Source organism: Endozoicomonas sp. PH6C, assembly GCF_059322965.1.
Genome location: NZ_CP185342.1, coordinates 2,916,399 through 2,936,032 on the forward strand (window position 1 = coordinate 2,916,399; position 19,634 = coordinate 2,936,032).

Annotated in this window: 7 protein-coding genes; 4 read left to right on the forward strand and 3 right to left on the reverse strand. The window is 49.0% G+C overall.

The features are described from left to right. Positions 1–37 precede the first annotated feature (37 nt). Together ACOMG9_RS10975 and ACOMG9_RS10980 are read right to left on the reverse strand one after the other, a co-directional pair. The gene (locus tag ACOMG9_RS10975; protein ID WP_494530250.1) at positions 38–12,517 is read right to left on the reverse strand and encodes a VCBS domain-containing protein; all 12,480 of its coding nucleotides are present in this window, start codon (positions 12,515–12,517) and stop codon (positions 38–40) included. A 4-nt stretch (positions 12,518–12,521) separates the two neighbouring features. Further along, entirely contained in the window at positions 12,522–13,865 is a 1,344-nt protein-coding gene (locus ACOMG9_RS10980; protein WP_448216927.1) for a TolC family outer membrane protein, read from the reverse strand. Positions 13,866–14,070: 205 nt separating this feature from the next. On the opposite strand from ACOMG9_RS10980, the gene ACOMG9_RS10985 reads away from it, so the two are divergent. From ACOMG9_RS10985 to ACOMG9_RS11000, 4 genes are all read left to right on the forward strand, one after another. Next, a complete protein-coding gene (locus tag ACOMG9_RS10985) occupies positions 14,071–16,161 on the forward strand; it encodes a type I secretion system permease/ATPase (RefSeq protein ID WP_448216928.1) in 2,091 nt (696 codons plus the stop codon). Then, on the forward strand, positions 16,158–17,492 hold the full coding sequence (locus ACOMG9_RS10990; RefSeq protein WP_448216929.1) for an HlyD family type I secretion periplasmic adaptor subunit: 1,335 nt from the start codon (positions 16,158–16,160) through the stop codon (positions 17,490–17,492). The genes ACOMG9_RS10985 and ACOMG9_RS10990 overlap by 4 nt, the downstream gene beginning before the upstream one ends. Before the next feature lie 45 nt (positions 17,493–17,537). Next, entirely contained in the window at positions 17,538–17,801 is a 264-nt protein-coding gene (locus tag ACOMG9_RS10995) for an exonuclease/endonuclease/phosphatase family protein (protein ID WP_448216930.1), read from the forward strand. A gap of 173 nt (positions 17,802–17,974) precedes the next feature. Then, entirely contained in the window at positions 17,975–18,745 is a 771-nt protein-coding gene (locus ACOMG9_RS11000; RefSeq protein WP_448216931.1) for a hypothetical protein, read from the forward strand. A gap of 132 nt (positions 18,746–18,877) precedes the next feature. Here the strand turns inward: ACOMG9_RS11000 and ACOMG9_RS11005 are convergent, their stop codons facing one another. Continuing rightward, positions 18,878–19,621 carry an FCD domain-containing protein gene (locus ACOMG9_RS11005; protein ID WP_448216932.1) on the reverse strand — a complete coding sequence of 248 codons (744 nt, stop codon included), beginning with the start codon at positions 19,619–19,621 and terminating at the stop codon, positions 18,878–18,880. Between the last annotated feature and the right edge of the window lie 13 nt (positions 19,622–19,634).

A 19,634-nucleotide genomic window follows, 5' to 3' on the forward strand; every position in this document is an offset into this window, starting at 1 on the left:
ATGTCTTGAGCAGGGAATGGGCGCGCTTTGAAAAGCTTTATATCATGACATTGGTTTGCAGTTGTCCCTGTTCAATCATTAGCCTCAGGGCTTCATCAGCTGCCTGTCCATCAGGGATAAGCAGTGTGTCCTCAAACACAATGAATTGTGTCCATTCGTCAGGGTTTTCAGTGGCTACTTTAAGCAAACTATTACTACTGTCTTGCTCCAGTTTCAGATAACGCTCCGGATTTTTGCTGGCTTCCCGGGGCAGAAGCTCGGCGATATCCACAACATCCTTATTGCCGTCCACAGATGCAAAGTTTTTCAAAATGTCGGAAGCTGGATTCATGGTTGTACCTTCATGCCCTTTCTTCCAGATAGATGTATCTGTACTGCTCCCCAGAATATACTGATCATTACCGCTGTTTCCTATCAGGTTACTGCCTGATAAGTGGGCGTAAAGCACATCGTCATCCCCACCGGCGTCCAGAGTCAGGCCTCCGACAGTATCGCGCAGTACATCAGAACCTTCATGTCCATATTGGTTAGATACCTTCAGGGTGCCGGACTCTACAAGAGCGCTGAGTCTCTGTGCTTGAGTCATGCTATCGCCACCGGGAATGAGGGTATTAAGAGGCAGGCTGTTGAGATAGATCAGCTGTTGGATGGAACCGGAAACTTGGACACTGTCGTCATTACTGATGTTAAAAGACGATGTCCCGCCAGTGCTATCGTCGGTCCAGTAAATCACTATATTATGATTGGCGGATTCAGTGATCACCAACTGGCTGGAAAGTTTCGATGTATCCCAAACAGTCTGGATATTGAGCATGGCCGAGAGGTCAATTTTGTCCAGACCGGGCTCAAAATCCATGATATTGTCCCAGGCTCCGCCGGCACCTTCATCACCCTTCTGCCAGACGAAGTGGTCGGTTTTTCCATCACCATTTTTGTTAATCTCACCCCCCCAAATCTGCCCGTTGCCTGACCCTTCAATGACAGTGTTCTCGGCCAGGCCTGCTCCAATGGTATCATTTCCCCCCTGAGTGTTTATGGTTCGAGCTTTGTCACTACCCAGTACAAAATCATCTTTATCGGACGTTTGAATATTGGCTGTTTCCGGGGTCACTGTGACTGAAATATTCTGGATTGCACTTTGCTGTGGTGCACCATCGGCAGCATCAGAAACGGCTTTCAATTGCAGGTCATACTGACCTGTGGGCAGATTTATGATGGCAAGCTCACTGAGCTCGCTGGTTGTCAGTGCCCAGCCAGAAGGTGAGGCCGATGGTACTCCTGATGGCTGGCCCGTAACACTGTTGATCAGCGATGCAGCCGGTGGCAGGTTTTCCAGAAGCACGTACAATTCAGTTTTGACCAGGTTGTTGACCTGAAGAGCCGGGTTCACCACAGCCGCTTTGATACCAAGAGGTACCGGAACATTTTTTGATACAGTAATGTTGTCGTATGCTATCTGGCAGTCAGGCTGGTCTGATGCGGGTGCAATGATAACTTTGATTTGGAGGCTGACATCTGAACCTTCTCCGGGAACGAGACCGTCAGTGTTATCAACCGAGTGAGCCGTAATCTGCAGATCTGCTTTGCCATGTCCATCTCCGGGCTGATAGATCAAATGTGGCAAAGTAGTGGTGGTTGTTTCAAGTCTGGCTTCGATCTCTGTTCCTGATTGGATAAATAGAGCCCGAAGGCCATCAGGGGTTTTTATATAGGGCTTTTCAGCTTTGCTTTCCGTTGGGAAAATGGTCGGTTCACTGCTGCTGAGTATTTTGACCGATACAGCGATCACTTCAGGATGATCAGTGGGGTCTGAGGCAGTGTCTGTGATCCTGATATCCAATGGCAAGTTTATGGCAACATTTTCATGGCCGTTGCTCTCTGTCAGCTCTTTTAGAGTCAGGTCATCCCCTATCGGACGGACTTTCACCGGGAGCGGGCTCATATTGGTACAGAATGTGGTCAGAGATTGTTCATGACTGTAACTGGTTAGTTGCAGGTTCAGCTCACCGCTGAAATCAAGGGGAGGCCTTAGATTTAATGGAGCGATTTGACCGGAGCTGTTGATCAGGCTAGCAGGAATTTGCCAGCTGCCATTACCGTTAGCAGGCAAAAGGTTATTCGATTGATCTGACAGGGTTGCGCCGTTGGGCATGTTTTCGATGAGGGCTGACAGGGCCTCGGAGCCGTCATTGTCATTGAGTGTTGCCTGCAGACCAGAAAGCAGAATATCAGAGTCTTCATCACCTTCTGCTGTCGGCGAGGTCAGGGATGCACAGTTATTTGCAGGTACAATCTCCAGCTGAAGCTGTCGGCTGAAATCTTTTTCCCGGGACTCGCTAATATCGGGTGCATAGTCCTGTATCCTGAAATCGACAGTGACAGATACCTTCCCTGAAATACCCTTGGCAGGAATAAAATGAATACTTGCCAGTCTCTGGTTAAATGCATCGACAGACTCACCGGGCTCTCGGGTGAGTGTATATCGAGCGCCATCAAATGAAAGACCGGTGCCTTGTAATTGAATGCCTGTTGGAGGAACCAGTTCAACACTTATAACTCTTTCAGAACCATCAGTATCCGCCGGATTTATTTTCAGATTCATGGGCCAGGGTTGATCTTTTCCGTTCCATTCAGAGCCTTTGGCTTGCGGGTCTGTCCTGAGATCCGGGTTGTCGTCAACTATTGGACTGACCTTGAAAAGCAGATCCTGTGAACTGACTTTGGTCTGATCACTGATATTGTTGCGCTGAAGAATTTGTAAAGGAATGACCTGCTGTCCGGAAAAGTCCCTGGCCGGTTTAATGACAATATTGGGAAGGCTGCCGGGAAGAATCAGGTAACTGATTGTCTCGCCACTCTCACCCCATGACCTTGTGTAGTCACCGTTCAGGCTCCAGTTCGGAGGCAGATCGGAAGCATTGATCCGAAATGCTGTGGTCTCATGACTGAAAACAGCTTGTGCAGGATCAACGCAACCGATAAGAGGGAGTGAGTTATCTTCATCTGTCTTGATGCCATCAGCGCAGGTAAAGACTTCGCCGGGATCATGGGGAGGTGTATCCACCGAAGATTGGTTGTTGATCACATTAAAATGGGCCGAGCGAGCTTCAAGGTCGCCAATATCCGTGATGAGTGATTCCACCTTCATTTCATAATGACCCTTCATTGAGATATGAAGAGTCGTGCCTGTCAGGCTGTTTTTGCTTACCAACCATTCATTGCCATTATACGTCAAGATGTTGGGATTACTGCCGGATAGATGCCAGCCGCTGCTCAGAGGCTGACCCCCGGCGTCCAGCAAAGCAATCCTGAAAACAGGGTTGTCTTGATTAACATGCTCGCTCTGATCTGTGTCAGTTGAAGTAAACTGATAATTCGTCAGAAGTATATCCGGCCCTGTAAAGGAATAGCTGGAGGGATATTCTATGCGGGTATTCTCATCATTGTTGACCGGCGAAGAAGTAGGACCGTCGACCTCACCGGTCCAACGAATGGTTGCCTTCATGGTGATTTCGCTGGTGGTCTCCAGATTGTTTTGTTGGTCACGAATCACCGGGTAGAAAGTGAAGTCTGTAACGGTTTGACTGGCTGTCGGAAAGTCGGTGTCGATATTGCCTCCTGTTCCGGGAACAATGACCAGCGTTTTCTGGCGCAAAGCCTCGATTAATGAATCCCTGCCACCGAGCTGACTGGCCAGAGGTTGATCTGGATCCAGACTGGAATAGGTAGCAATGCTTTTCTGGTAAAGCAGAAATCCGGCAGGCAGTTGAACTCTGTTGATATCCTGAAGGCTTTCACTGCCATCAGTATCTTTCAATTTGATGCTTTCCAGTGTTAAAGCAGCACCGCCTGAGAAGCCCTTATGGTCAGGCAGCAGATCCACTTCCCGACCTCTGTAAGACAAGGGTTCACCAATAGTATCGACAATTGGGAGGAACTTTGCGGTCAACTCAACGGGAAACACGGAACGGGCACCGTCTCTTTCGGTGATCAGGGTTTTCAAGGTCAGCTGCTGTTCACCGGCGTAATCCACAGGAGGGATGATGCTGTATTTTCCGGTTTTCAGATCATTCTGACTGACCTGGTAGACAGGCTTGTTAGAGGAAATACCTGCAATAGGAGGCTGTTGATCCAGAGAGTCCCTGATCATAAACCGATTGGAAAGAAGAGCGGTATCCAGAAGGACATTCAGGGATTCCGACCCATCGATATCAGAAGACCTGATATCGAACTGTATAGGCAATGCATGATCCTCCTGACCCGTGCCTGTCAGTGAAAATCTATTTTGGGGGTCTGTTATCCAGACAGCGTTGCCTGTGACCGAGGGAGCATCGGGTACCCCTTTTATGTTGAGCTCGAGAAACCTATCTGCAGAAACGGCTTTTTCTGCAGAGGGGACAACCCCCTGCTGAGAGTCTTCTTTACTGACCGCATTGATTTTCAAACGAAGGTCAGCAAAGTTTGCAGAACTGCGATCCTTTGCGGGTTGATAAGCAAGATCGGACAAGTGATCGTAAGCGATTTCGGCGCTGCCATCCGGTAGCATTCTGGCATTCTGGTTTTTGCCAGTGGTTAGAGGATCACAGCTTCCATCTGTTTTTTCGAGGCAGAAGCTTCCGGGATCTTCTCCAGGGTTCACCATGGGTTTAATGTGAATAAACAGTTGCTCTGAACCATCCGTATCCGAAAGCTTTGCATGGATATAATTGGCCACCAGAGTCTTGCCATCTTCCAGAGTTGAAACTCTGGCTGAAGTGCCCCCCGCCATTGCTGGAGTAACGGAAAGTGATGGTTGATCGGCTACGGGTTGTACATCCACAGTCAGAGTATGTTCAGCCTTAGCTGTCTGGACCGAGAAGGGAGGAGCCTCAGTGACTATGGCTTTGAGCGGTATTAACAGTTTCCCACTCCAGTCAGAGTCCGGAACCACTTCTATTTGCTTAATCTCTGATGTCGTTAAGATGTGTCCAGCCAGGAGGGTTGTGCCGTTTAGTTTAAGAGCGGAGTGTTCTGGTATGCCCAGTATTTCGTATGAAAGGGTTTCGGATCCGTCAGTATCCTGCAACCGGGCGCCAGCCCCCGTTAACGTCAGAGGATGATCTTCTTCTGTCGTAAAGTAGTCGATGTCCTTACCTTTGTTCCACAATGGCTCGTCTGCAACCCCGCTGATGTTGATTTTCAGCTGACTGCTGATGCTCTGATCGGGTCCGGGATTTTTGCTGATACCAGCTTCTAGTCTCAATCGGATTTTATTTTGGGCGAAGCTGTAATCAGAGCCATTTGCGGGTGGCAGATAACCCAGTTCAACTGAGGTAAAGAAACGATAACAGTCCTCCTGGGAAGGCGCTAATGCTTCAGAAGGTATATTAATCTTTCCGTCATTTGTCGGGAGCGGATTGCCCTTGTAAGTCAGTTGACCGTTTTGCAGTGAACGCTCAACAACCCATAATTGGCTGATTGTTTCACCACGGTCTGTATCACCCAGCAATATTTCAAAATTCACAGGCACTGGGGAAACCTGGTCTTCAATGCCTGATGCATTCTGTATTTTTCGAAAGCGTGCATCAAAGTCTCTGATTGTGATCGAGGCTTCCGAAGCGGAAGTGTCCTGATCGCCATCCGTAATCGTGTACTGGAAGGTTTCGGTTCTGTCTCTGCCGCCGCTATGATCAATACATGCTCGTGTATTCAGAGACCATTGGCTGTCAGAGAAAACGGTCAGATTGCCCAGGGGGGTGTCCACTGCTATTGATGAACCAGCAGGAACCTGATGATCATAAGGTGGATAATGCAGCCCTGTAATTCTGGCATTGTCTGCATCGGCGTTCAGCTGATCATTGTTCATCAGCCCACGACTCTTATCCAGAGAGACGGTTTGACCTTCACGAGCCAGAGGGCTGCCATTGTTGAAATAGTCTGGTGAAGCAGAAGGGTTGGTATCTTTAATATCAATATGGATGATTTTGTATTCTTTACTCTCGTCACCATCAGAGTCATGCAGCCAGACTTTTATCAAGACTGACCTGGTTTTCGCAAATTCTGGAAATAAAGCTGTTGGCAAGTGGTCAATATTGTCGAGCTGTCTGACTTCCAGTGCAGCCTGATTGCCAGGTAGTGCTTTGCCTTTCAGGGTAAACACGAGCTGATTATCTGAACGATAAACATTAATAGAACCATCAGGGGCTTTTTCTATTTTATTCAGTAGATGCCCATCAGAACTGAACCCCCCAAGCCTGCTTTGCAGATCGTTGAGCTCAATATCGGGGATGACCCGGTCAGAACCGGGGGTAAAATCAAGCGTTGCTTCAAGGGTGTTTACCTGACCTCGATTAATGTCCACAGCAGGTTCGGGTGACCGGGGATCCCCAGGCACCGGTAAAGTACCATCAGTCAGAGTCAGGATGATCTGATCCTGAACCCTGGAACCGTCAGTATCTATCGCAGTCACGGTCGTTGGCAGTTTTAAATTATCTTTTTGTCCCTTGTCATCTTGATGATCAAGGAAGGTGAACCATTCAATCTTCAGATGAACAGTAGCAAAAGTATTAGCAAGGATAGGGTTGCCCGAACTGGGGCAGTCCTGACAGGTAAAGGTGAAAACCTTCTGGTCCGGAGCTCCATTTTTATATGCCCAGGCTTGAATCGATTGGTCGCCTTCTGTCTTATAGTGAACAGGTAATCCATCATGCAGGAGGGGATGGCCTGAGTCATCAATGGCCCGGTTCTGGCTATCAGTAGCAGGTGTCAGGAAATGAACCTGTTCTATGTTATCAGTGCCAGCGTGTACAATGGCTGATGTCATATCGGTTGTTGGCGAAGGTGCATCCAGCAGGGGCTCAATCAATGTTAATTCAGGTGTATTCACCAGAATATCGAGACCACTGATGTTGTCTCTGATATCTGCTGCCAGAATAAACGTTGTAATGTCACCATCGGAGTCTGAGATTTCTGCTGCAATCTTCAGGGGCCATTGGCCTTGGTCCTGATCCATTGGACTGTCCATTTGAACGGACCACCGGACCTTTGAGGGTGCATTTGGCGCTGGAGCACCCTCGAGTTTAATGGTCAGCACCTGAATAACAGGGTTTTTGTTGATGACCAACCTGAGAGACTGGTCATTATCCCGAATCAGAGTCAGTGGCTGGTCATTGCTGAAAAGACCCGACAGGCCCGGTTGATTGTTTGCAAATCGCAGGCTGGAAGGTGCTATCGGGTCAGACCCTGGTTCCAGAGTCACGGACTCAGAGTCTTTGACAGGAATGTTTTTCTCGTCGATGCCTATCTTGGTGATATTCGTTACTTTCGGCATTATTCCATCCTTGATTTTGATCTCCAGAAGCCCTGTTTTCTTTGCGGGTGAGCCATCAAAGTCGGAAAAAGTCATGGGTAGCTTCAGATCAATGTCAGTCCCATCAACACTGACAAGCTCATTGATTTGCCCAGTGCCCTGGTGATCCAGCGGTCTGAACAGCTGCACTTCATGAGTGACGGGTGTATCCTTGCTGGAAGAAGCCATCGAAAGGTGAGTGAAAATAGACAGGACTGTTATTCCAGCACCCGTTTTGCCTTGCAGAGACTGTTTTTCCTGGGTAAAGGACAAAGGTTCGCCCAGCGATGTCAGTTTGTTATTCAAGTCGCCAAACTGACCAGCAAAGCGGACACTGTTTGGATCAGCCGGGTCCGAACCTCCGGGTAAAAGACTGTGCAGTGAGCCATGGACGGGGTAGGATCTCTGCCCGCTGACTTCCCCCTCAGTTATTCTTATTTTTCCCAGGTTATGGCCTTCCGGTGGCGTTCCGTCAACAATAGAAATATAAACACTGGCATGATCCTTGTGGCCCTCAACATCCTGCAAGGTGTAAGAGAAAATTTGTTGGACCGAATCAGGATTATTTTTCAGGGAGTCGCTGGCATCGAAACGGTAACTGCCGTCTTTATTGACCATCAGCGATCCATACTTTGTGGTAAGCGGTGTTCCGGGTGGGTAATTGAAGATTTTTTTGGGGTCGTTCCCTGCAGTGTCGAAGTGGGAGCCAAGATTGACAGCAATGACGGCTGTCGTGTCCATACAGGTTTCATCATTGTCCATCAGGTTACCGGTGACGGTCTCTCCCTCAATAACATCGTTATAGTCATCAACGGCGGTTACAGTGCCATCAATCATGTTCAGATCGACAGTTGCACGAACGGTGTCGTCATCATGATCAATAGCCTTTAACGAAACAGGCAAAATGACAGGTTCAGTGCCGCTTACCTGAAAAGCGTTTTCCTGCAGAACGTGAATTTCAGACTTCAGGTTTCCGGTGCCGGGATCTGGAAAAAAATTCTCCAGAGAGATCAGCAGAACGGTTTTACCTTCGTCGGTTTTGAGCTCGAGACGGTGGTTGTCAGCGTCCTGATTCAGGCCTGACAGATCTATCGGGTGACCATTACTCTGAGGGCTTCTGCTGGCTAAAGCTGTCCTGAACAGCTCAAGGGTTTTATCCGGATCGAATTGCAGAGATTGATCGACTGGCAGACTGTCTGAGCCTTTAATGACAGTGATTCTGCCCCTGTCAGCTTGAGACAGGGACTTGCACTCCTGATTGATATCCAGAGTCATTAATTCACCGGAGACGTTTGAAGGACTCCCGGTTGAGGGTGGAATCGGAGCACTGGTTGGATCAAAGTGAGGCGGTGTCCCATCTTCGACGGTAAAAGTAATTTGTGCGTTGGACTGATCACTATCCGAATCGGTCAGTGTGTAAGTCAACGTCTCTGATAGAATATTTTCTGGTGGATGAATCAGGTTTGGCAGAGCCTGATATTGCCAGGTGCCGTCAGGTTTTACTGACAGGCTTCCAAGCTTTCCGGGGAAGACCTGAAAGTCGGTACTGGAAGTCAGTTCAGTGCCATTGATGGCGGTGATCTTACCCAGGTCTGCTCCTGCCTGTTCAAGTGTGAATAGAGTTCCTTCCTGACTGCTGGAAATGTTCTCGCCTTCGATAAGCCTGAAGCTGTGGTCCACAGCCTTGGGTTGATCATTGCTGATGTCCAGAAAAAACCATCCCTGAACCTTGTCGTTGTCCATATCAGCGGCCTCAACCGCCAGCTGTATTGGCCATGCCCCCCGATCCTGATCCATTGGCTGGTGCAATTTAGCTGTCCACTGAAGCATTGACTTGTTTTGTTCTGAAGGCAGGTTATCCAGCGTCAGGGTCAGAACCTGTTTGTTAGTGTATGAATCTTTAAGTTGAATGACTCTATTGATGGTCCCGGTTTCGATGAGCAAAGAATGTCCCAGGGAGGTAAGATTGAGCAGGCCAGGCTGATTCGACGAAAACTTCCAGCTGGACGTGTCAATTTTGTCGGAGCCTGGGGTCAGCAGCAGCTTTGCAGTTCCTTGTATCACAGCTTGGCTGATCAGGGCGGATTCATCCAGAGTAGCCATTTCCTGATCTGAAAACTGTAAGTTTGCTCCATCCTGAACAGTGAGAGAAAGACTTCCGTGGTTTACTAATGGACTGCCATCAATATCAGCCGCATTGACCGTTAAAGACATATCTAATGCGTTGTTTTTCGGGTGCTCCAGAGGCTGGTAGAGCGTTGCCTTGTAGCTGAATTCGAGGTCCTTTCCGATTTGGGTTTCCGGGATCAGCTCGACGTCCAGTACTTTTGTACTTGCCGCCAGACCCGAGAGAGTCTTTCCAGAAACCGTGAAGAGAACCGGAACATGACCAGAGAAATATTTCCCCGATAAATCTTTGGCATTGCTGTCACTGAATACCAGGCTTGAAGAAGCTATGGGGTCTGAACCGTCTCCAGAGATGATGACCCTGTTGCTGTTAGTGACAACCGGATAAAGGGGAGGGTTTTGCAGCCCGGCTTCTTTGAAAGTGAGACTGGATAAAAAGCCGCCGGCAGGAGGGGCACCATCCGTTACATCAATAGTGCAAGTGGCTGCGGTTTTATGGCCATCAATAGCAATAAGGGTGTATTTGAACGGAAGTTGCTGAGGTTGTGACTGATTCAGCGAATCCCTGCTGCTAAAACTCCAGGACCCGTCCTTTTCAACACGAAGCTCACCCTTAAGTGTTTGAATCGTTTGTTCCGGAAGGAAGTGACTGTCCGTTCCTGAAGGAAGAAAACGGCCATTAATAAAGAGTTCTGATACCTGGGCAACGTGCGAGCAGAGCGTGTCGTTTGAAATAACATTGCCACTGAGTTTCTGGCTTTCAATAACGGACCCTGTGTCGTCACGGGCTTCGAGTCTGCCATCTTTCAAGGTGATATAAGCGGTACCTTCTGCCATATCATCCTTGATCTCACGGGCATGGGTGACAACCGGGAGAATAAGATCGGATGTGCCCTGTGCATCCGTTACTGAAAGATTGAGATGCTGTAGAACCGAGATACGGGCGCTGACATCCCCCTTGCTGTTCGTTGTCACCGAATCTATCCAGAATTGTGCGACTGTTTTTCCATCGACTGTTTTCAGCTCAAGATTACGTTCTTGACGGTCAGGATAAAGACTGCTGAGATCGAGAGCTACGGCACTGCTGGTAGCCGTTCTGCCTGACAGGACCTGTTTGAATTGAGAGAGTGTCGCATCTGCATCAAAAGTCAGGCTGTTCTCGGCAATAGTGTCTGAACCTTTGAAATAGGTGACTATCCCACTGTCAGCAGCGGGTGGTGACTGGCATTCCTGGTCAGCTGTGAAAAAAATATCGGCAGTAGAAATGGCAGTGCCGTCCAGAACATCGAAAGTAATACTGGCCGATGAATCATCCCCATCGTAATCGGTTACGGTAAACTCAAACGTTTCACTCAAGGGTTTGCCCCCTGGGTGCAACTGACCTGGCGAAGCCTTGTAAAACCAGCGACCGTCCGCCTGGAAAAAGAAGTTTCCATATTGTCCTGTTAGCTTATTCCAGTCAGCCCTGTTTCCAGAGGCTTCAGCAGGGTAGTCTTCTATGGCCTTCTGGTTAACAGCGGTCAATCTTGCATCATCATTCCCGGCATCATTTTTAGTGAATAGTCTGCCTCTCTGGTGCCAGCTAGCTAAGGAGCCTTCTATCAAATCTACCGCCGCGTGGACTTTTGCGACAGGCACGTCGTCGGTAACTTCAACTTCTTGACCGGCCAGGGAGCGGTGTTGAGTAATGAGATCACTTTTTAGATAAGGGAGGGTAAAACGGATACTGTTCTGCCCCTGACCGTCAGGATGCTTTAGCGGTGCATCAAGAGTAAATTCAGCCAGACCGGAGCCGCGCGCAGGCATCTGGAAGTGAATGGCTATCTTTTCCTTGCCGTTAACGGAGTATATTCCATTAAGAACACGTGAACTGTCTGATATTTGCCAACGCAGAGGGTAAGCCTGTCCATTATCAATCACTTCAAGATTCTTTGGAGCGAACTTCTGCAGTGATGGCAGGTCAAAAGTAAGATCCGTCTTTTCACTGCTAATGGGAGGGTTCTGTTGTCTGACATAAATGACCGTATGCTCATCAATGGCCAATCGAATTGGGTTACCAATAGGAGGGAGGTAATCTGTCGCGATGTTGCCAGCCTGGTCACTGACGTATGCATTGGGACTGATACCGATAAGGTCCTGAGTAACGGGAATCGGGGTCTGCCAGCTTGAGCCGCCATTGGGAATCAACCTGGCATAGGGGAACACAACAGGGTTAGTGTCTCTCAGTTCAATTTCCCTGCTATTTTCGACTCCGTCTATGCGACCACTGAGCATTGTGGGTAACGTCTGACCGATACTGTCAACGTCATCGATTCGGGTCCATGCAAAGGTATCCAGAATAAATGAATGGCTGTCACTGGCTCTATTCCCAAAAAGATCGGAAGCTGAAGCATCGATCAGAACAGAGCCATCAACAAGACCTGCACTGTTGCCTCCCATTTCATTAAAAATGCATTGCCAGTGACCACCGGAAATAGTACTTGAGACTTGCAGGCTTTTACCGTTTTGATCCGTCAGGATGACCAGAACACTCTGGCCGTCTTCAATATCCGTGACGGTACCGGTGATGAGCAGGTGCCCTGACTCCTTGAGATTAACGACATTATCGACTGTGATCGGTATAGCAATTTTCAGAACAGCACTGTTGTCGTTTACTTGTGCCCGATCATTGCTGAACTGGCCAGAGCGCAGCCGTTCAGACTCTGCACCTTCAGATCTTGCCCCTGTTTGAAAGCCCGCTGCTGGTACAATCCGGACCAGACTCAAGGGTAAGACAAAGGGCACGGTGACACTTTGGCCATGTCCGGATGTGGTGGCAGGCTCTCGTCTGAGAGCATCAGAAGGTTCGCTTGTCTCTGTAAAAAGCTCATCCAGGGCCTGGGGTTCTGGAATCAGTTCAAGATCGGAGTCATCTTCTACTTCAACAGTAATACTGGAGGACAGGGCAGTGCCAGTGTCTTCAGGAAAAATTCTCTGACGGGAACCATCCGGTAATAGCTTCCAGACAACGCCTGAAACTTTCCCGATTCTGGCACCTTCAGATGGAATGACCAGCTTTCTCATGACCTTACTTCCCGGGTGGCATCCGGTCTGCGGGCAGAGTGAATTTCAGTGAGTCGAGCAGTCTTCCGGTGATATGCAGTAGTCGGTACTTGGCTTCCAGCTCATGGGTTAAAGCCCGGTTCCAGGCCATGTTGGCTTCCAGCTTTTCGTTTTCGGCATTCAGGACATCCACTAAGGTCCGCTCTCCCAGGATAAACTGTCTGCGATAGGCTTTGACGGTCATATTGATGGCCTCAAAGTGCTCTTCCAGTTTGGGAAGCTGTCTTTTGAGTTGCTGGCGAGCTTCCCAGGAAAGCCTGACTTCTTCCTGAACCTGTAGCCTTGCCTGTGAGTAAATGTCCTCAGCCTCCTCTCGCCGGGTCAGGGCAGCCTTCATCAGACCGGTATCTCTGCCACCACTGAACAGGTTGTATCGGGCGTGAAACATAATAGCGTAATCATCGTCTCTGCCCTTGATCCCGTTAAGGTTGTAATTCCAGGAACGACCCGCTTCGATAGACAACTCGGGATAAAAGCGTCCTTTGCTGGCCTCGTACTCATGATCGGCAGCCTTTTGGTCAAGTGTGGCTGACTGCAGGAGTGGATAGTCGCTTGTAGCCACTCTCAAAGTGTCGTCCAGTGTTTCTGGAATCAGGCTGGTATCGGGATCTGGTGCGATCAAATTATCTGGTTGAATACCCACCAGTTTCAGGAACTGTATCCTGGCGTCGTTCAGGTTATTCTCGGCAGCAATGACATTGGCATGCGCTACTGCCAGACGCCCTCTGATCTGGCTCAAATCGGCTACGCTCTGAACTCCATGCTCTGAGCGTTTAAAGATCGAGTAATAGATCTCTTCATGGGCATCCAGATTCTGATGAGCCATTTTCAGGGCTTTTTGCTGCATCAGGATCGTCAGAAAAGAGCGAGTCACATCAAGAGCCATTTCGGAGGCGATATTCAGGAGGCGGTATTGCTCTGAGTGAGTTGCTGCCTTCGTTCTGCGGTCATTGTTCAGGGTTGAGAAACCTTCGAAAATCATCTGGCGCAGTACAACAGAGGCTTCCCGTCGTCTGAGGTATTCGTCAGTAGAAGGTCCGCCGCTGCGGGTTGCCGGGCTGTCAGTGCGCTCATGACCGACGCCAGCATGAAGATCCAGAGTGGGGAGATAGCTTGATTTTGCAACGGTTTCATCGTGTTTGCGTTCCTGAACCTTATGAAGAGCCTGTTGCATTTTCGGGTTAGTGATGAGGGCAATACTGACCACTTCTTCAAGGTTCTGCCCGTGGGTCTGGTGGCTGGAAAGAGTGAGAAATACGACAAGAGCCAGACCTACTGACGGCTGACGTCGTTGAAATGGCAGTTTCATGTGAGCTAATTCAGTAAAGAACGGTGGCGAAAAAAACAGATGGAGCTAGAACTATTTAAGGGTAGGTGATTTTCCTCCGGTCTGCTTTTTCTTTATTGCTGCATGAATGGTGAGACCTTTCGAGGGATTATGGCGGTCCTGATATTCATGCTCTACTCTAACTTAGCGTTCCACTGTCGTTGAGAACATGACTAAGGCGAGCGAAATGAGCCGGGATCCCATACTGAATTGCCTGGTCTGGCTGGCAAACTATTATGAACGGTCGGTCTCTCCTGAAGTTGTTTTATCGGGTCTTCCTCTTGAGGATGGATTTATTCCTGAGCATCTGCTTAGAAGAGCGGCTGAAAATGCAGGACTACTGACGTATGAGAAAGCACTAAACCTTTCCGAAGCGGGTCTGCCAAAGGGTAGCCTTCCTTGCCTGGCATGGTGGCAGGATTTGCCCATCATTATTCTTGCTGTTGAGGATGGGAAAGTCAGGCTGCTGAATCCTTCGGAGCCATTAAAACCTTACAGTTTTTTAGTTGAAGAGTTTCAGAAAAGCACCCGTGATGTTCTTATTCTGTTTAGTCCTGCCAGTATCAGAGACGATCGAGAACCGGACCTGGAGCCCGCTTTGCATGAGCACTGGCTCTGGGGGGCTCTTCTGGCCGGAAGGGCCATCTATCGGGAGATATTGCTGGTTTCACTGCTGGTTAATCTCTTTGCGCTGTCTGTTCCCCTGTTTGTTCGTCTGGTCTATGACCGGGTGATCCCGGGTATGGCCATGGGAACGCTCAATGCTCTGACATTAGGAATATTGTTGGTCATTGTCTTTGAGTTTTCCTGCAGATACCTGAGAAACCGGTTTATTGATCTGGCTGCCAAAAAGTCTGACCTGCTGATAGCCAGCCGGATTTATGCCAAGGTTATGGCTATGCAGTTATCAGCCAAACCTGCTTCCACAGGAGCATTCGCCCGGCAGCTTCAGGACTTTGACGCCATCAGGGAATTTCTTACGTCCACCTGCCTTATCGCTGTGGTGGATATTCCTTTTGTTTTGGTTTTTCTTTTGGTGATTGGTCTTCTTGCCGGCGGACTGGTCTGGATACACATTGTTGCCATTGCGTTGATGGTTCTGGTGAGTTTGTTGATACAACCCGCATTGCGCCGCACTATAGAAGAGGGTGAGCGCTTGTCAGCAAGAAAGCAGGGAGATCTGGTTGAAAGCCTGACCGGTATGGAAACTCTGAGGCTGGCGGGTGCACAGTGGCGTTTCCAAAAACGTTGGGAGCAGGCTGTAGGTCAAATGGCCACCTGGGGGTTAAAGACTCGGACGATCACCGGAACAGTGACGGTGGTTGCACTTTGTGCACAGCAGCTGACGACAGTGGCCGTTATCTATTACGGGGTGAATGCCATCAGCATTGGCATGATCAATCTGGGGGCGCTCATAGCGGTTATGATGTTAACCGGCAGAGCTATGGCTCCTTTCATGCAACTGGCTCTATTGGCAACCCGCTACCATCAGGCAAAGACTGCCTTCAGGGTCACCGGGCAATTAATGGCTCAACCGGATGAACAACAGACCGGCCATCATTTTCGCAATCTGGGTCGGCTCGAAGGCAGGATTGGCTTTGAGCAGGTGTCCTTCAAATATCCGGGCGCAGCAGTGCCTGCGCTGGTGGACTTGACTCTGAAGATTCCATCAGGTGAAAAAGTAGCTATTGTGGGACGGTCTGGTTCCGGCAAGTCAACGCTGGCCAGAACTCTGGCTGCGCTCTATACGCCCGAACAGGGACGAATCACCTTGGATGATATTGATATCAATGATATTCATCCTCGCCACTTGAGGAAGAAAGTTGGTTTTCTTGCCCAGGAGCCCTGGCTTTTCCATGGCACGATAAAAGACAACATTATTCTGGGTCATAACGACATTGAAGAAGCAGCTCTCTTAGTTGCAGTAAAGGCATCTGGAGTCAGTGCTTTTACAGGGATGTCACTGGCTGGATTGGAATACCATGTTGGAGAAGCTGGACAGAGGCTCTCTGGTGGTCAGCGTAAAGCTGTCGCTTTGGCCAGAGTTCTTTTGAATAAGCCCGATGTGCTGGTGCTGGATGAGCCCACTGCTCATATGGACAGCCTGTTGGAGGACCAGATACGTCAGACTCTTGCTGATCTTCCAGCCACCACCACATTGATATTGATGACGCATAGAAGCAGTCTTTTGGATGTGGTCAGTAGAGTTATTCTGCTAGATGGAGGGCGATTGGTTTCAGATAAGGCCAGAGAAGACATCAGGGCTGAGTCGTCATGAAGGAAGAAAGTCGCTGGCAGAGATGGTTACTAGAAACAGCTGGAAGCCGCGATCAGGCTAGACTGCTTGATCTTTCTGTTCACAGCCGATGGTTTGTCTGGATGCTTCTGGCTCTTCTCGTTGTGCTGATTCTCTGGTCATGCTGGGCGGAACTTGACGAGGTTGTCACCGGTTATGGTCGGGTAGTACCTGACAGCCGGGTGCAGCTGGTACAGAGTCTGGACGGTGGCATATTGAAGTGGATAGGGGTCAGGGAGGGGGATCATGTCAACAGGGGCGATACACTGGTGCAGGTAGATGAAACCCGTTACCGGTCCAGCTTGATGGTGAATGAAACCGAACTGGAAGACACAGCATGGGAAGTTCTAAGACTTGAAGTGGAATTGAATTCACTCCACGAGAAGGAAGGTCAATGGCAGATTACTCGATCCGAATTACCGGATAAATTCCATGCAGAACCTGTTGATTTGATGAGACTTGAACAGCAGAATGCCATTCTTGACAAGAGATTAGAGTCGTTTATAAGTCAGCTCGATATATTGTCTATCCAGGAAAGTCAGAAGAGTCAGGAGCTGAAAGAGCATCGACAGAAAATAAAAACCCTGAGCCGAAGTGACAGCCTTATCGAAGAAGAACTGAAGCTGAAAGAGCCTCTCGTTCGCGAAGGGCTGGTCACTCAAGTGGATATTCTGGGGCTGCAGCGTCGAGCCAATGAATTGAAAGGCGAGCTAGAGAGTGCAAAATTGATGGAGCCCAGGCTGGCATCCGCTTTGAGTGAAGCCCGCAGTCGCTACAGAAGCACAGCTGTGCGCTACCGGGCAGATGTCCAAAAGGAACTGCAGTCGGCTCGCGAGCGTTTGGGAAGATTGACTGAAGGGCAGGTGGGGCTTAAGGACAAAGTCCACAGAACATCGCTTTCAGCCCCTGTCAGTGGGCTGATAAAAGTGGTCCATGTGAATACGCCGGGCAGTGTTATTCAACCCGGTGCCACGTTGATTGAAATTGTCCCTGAAGGGGACAGTCTGGTGGTTGAAGCTCAGGTGAAACCATCGGATATTGCTTTTCTGAGATCAGGTCAGAATGCCCAGGTGAAACTGACGGCTTATGAAAATGCTTCCTACGGAAGTCTTAAGGGAACATTGGAGTCGATCAGTGCGGACACGCTGGAAGATGATCGGGGGCAGCCTTATTACCGGATCAGGGTAAAGTTACCCACCACTGAAGATCAGTGGCCTGTTCTGCCAGGTATGACAGCCGTAGTCGATGTGCTTACCGGGAGGAGAACCGTCATGAATTATGTGATGGCGCCAGTCCTGAAAGCCATACAATGAAACGAACTTGAATCAGGCACAATATGTATTTCCGGATTGTAGTTGGTGGCTAACTTGCAGGTGGCTGAGCCAGTGTATACAGGGTATACCTCATCGACATTTGACCCACGAATCAACGACTATGCGGGTAATCCAGGCTCAGGAGGTGAGAATGTTGAGTATCTGGATTATGTAATGCTCAGCACTGAATTTGGTCGTAAGCAATCCACGATTAACCGAGTGGATGTCCCTCGAACCACCGATGACGCATTGTGGAAGCACTGGAATCTGTCAGATCACTTTCCTGTAACGGCAGTGATTAAAGAATGAAGTATGGTGTATGGCTATTCGTGATACTAGGGCTCGGTTATACAGTCTGGTTCGTAAAGAGTAGTGAAGGGGAACTAAGCAGAGCTCCTTATCTTGCGGTTACAAAACAGGATGCTGAATTACCAACGCTTGAGCATAGTAAAGCGTCGGCAAAGACTGATAATGAGACTGCTATGAGTGAGCAGCCTTTTGACAGCGATGCGCTGAGTGTTGGTGAAGGTCGCCAGTTGCGACAGGCTCTGGCGGATTTTTGGCAACGTTGTCAACAACAAAACAATTGCTCTGAACAGTTAATAAAGCTCAAGCATCAATTGACCGACGAGCGGTTTCATCTGGTGAGTCAATACCTCACCATAAATGCCCGGTGGCAGCGAGTATTGGGAGATATGGCGTTGTCAGATCTGAAAACGCTGAAAGAGCAAGTGAATAAGGTCAGGCAAGAAGCGTTCCGCGTCTGGACCAAGGATGGCTTTGCTTTTTTTGCTGATGAATTTGCCTTATACGACTACAAGCTGGATGCGCAAAGCCTGAAAGAGCTTCCTTCTGATGAGTTTGTTGATCGTTACCTGTCGTTACGAGAAAAATGGCAGAGTGAAGACGATGTATTTGGATTAACGACCAAGACAGCTCAGTATGAACAGGCGTTATCGCTAATGCCTGAGCAATATACAGCTTCAGAACGAGAGCAAGTCAGAACAGCGCTGGCTCAACATTATTTAAGTCGTGAACAAGAGTTTGTGATAATAAAGCGGCAACAGCAATTGATTGAGCAGCAACAAAACGTTCAGGATTATCAGGCAGGGTTACGAGAGCTCAAAGCACAACTGGCCATGCAGAGGGCTGGTCAGGACTCTGAGCTTGCTGGGGAGCGTTGGCAGTCCTACTATCAGAAACAAGTGGAAGACTATCGACGTCGTTTTTTTGCACAAGAGGAAAGCAAATGATGCTCTGCTCATTGGGATAAGAGGTGATGCCAATAGTCGTTCTGAAAAGCCTCTAGAGGCTAATGTCTATTTGTAGACCTGATGTGCCACCACTTCATTAAATTAGGCCTCGTCCTTAAAATCTGTGGGTCATCAAATTGCCTCCAGCGAGCCTGCACGTCGTCTGGCTCGGAGCTGCCTGATCTGTTTTTTATCTTCACCTGCCAGTGTTACCCGAACATAAATTACGTGCTCTTCTGCAGCCAGGCGAGCTTGTTCAGCCTGGCCTGCCAGTATGGCTGCCATAATGTCTCTATGCTGCTGAAGCAGCTGGGTACCCGTTTCCTGATTGTTATACATACCGCCAATATTGGCGGCAATATTATGCTCCAAAAGGCTGAAAATACCGCGCATGGCTTGCAGAAGGATAATGTTGTGAGAGGCCTCAGCAATAGCGAGGTGAAATGCAAGGTCTGCCTGACTTTCCTGATCAGTCCCCGTACTCTCTTCCAAGAGCCTGAAGGCCTTCTGCAGATTTTGTTTATCCTCTTCTGTTGCTCTTTGGGCAGCGTAGAATGCACAGGTACCTTCCAGAAGTACCCGAAATTCCAACACATCATCCTGAGCGTTCGGGTGCTTGCCCAATATGTCTACCAGTGGGTTGGTAACCGATCGCGTCAAGATATCTGTTATGTAATGTCCGCCGCCCTGACGGGACCGGAGAATGCCTTTGGCTGCCAGTGTCTTAAGAGCTGTGCGTAGTGATGGGCGGGAGACTTCTAGTTGCTCTGCCAGTTTTCTCTCTGGTGGAAGACGATCTCCTGGTTTGTAAACACCTTCCAAAATCATGGTTTCCAGCTTTCCGGTAATACGGTCTGCCAGGGTTTGTTGTTTCACTTCTCTTTCTCTC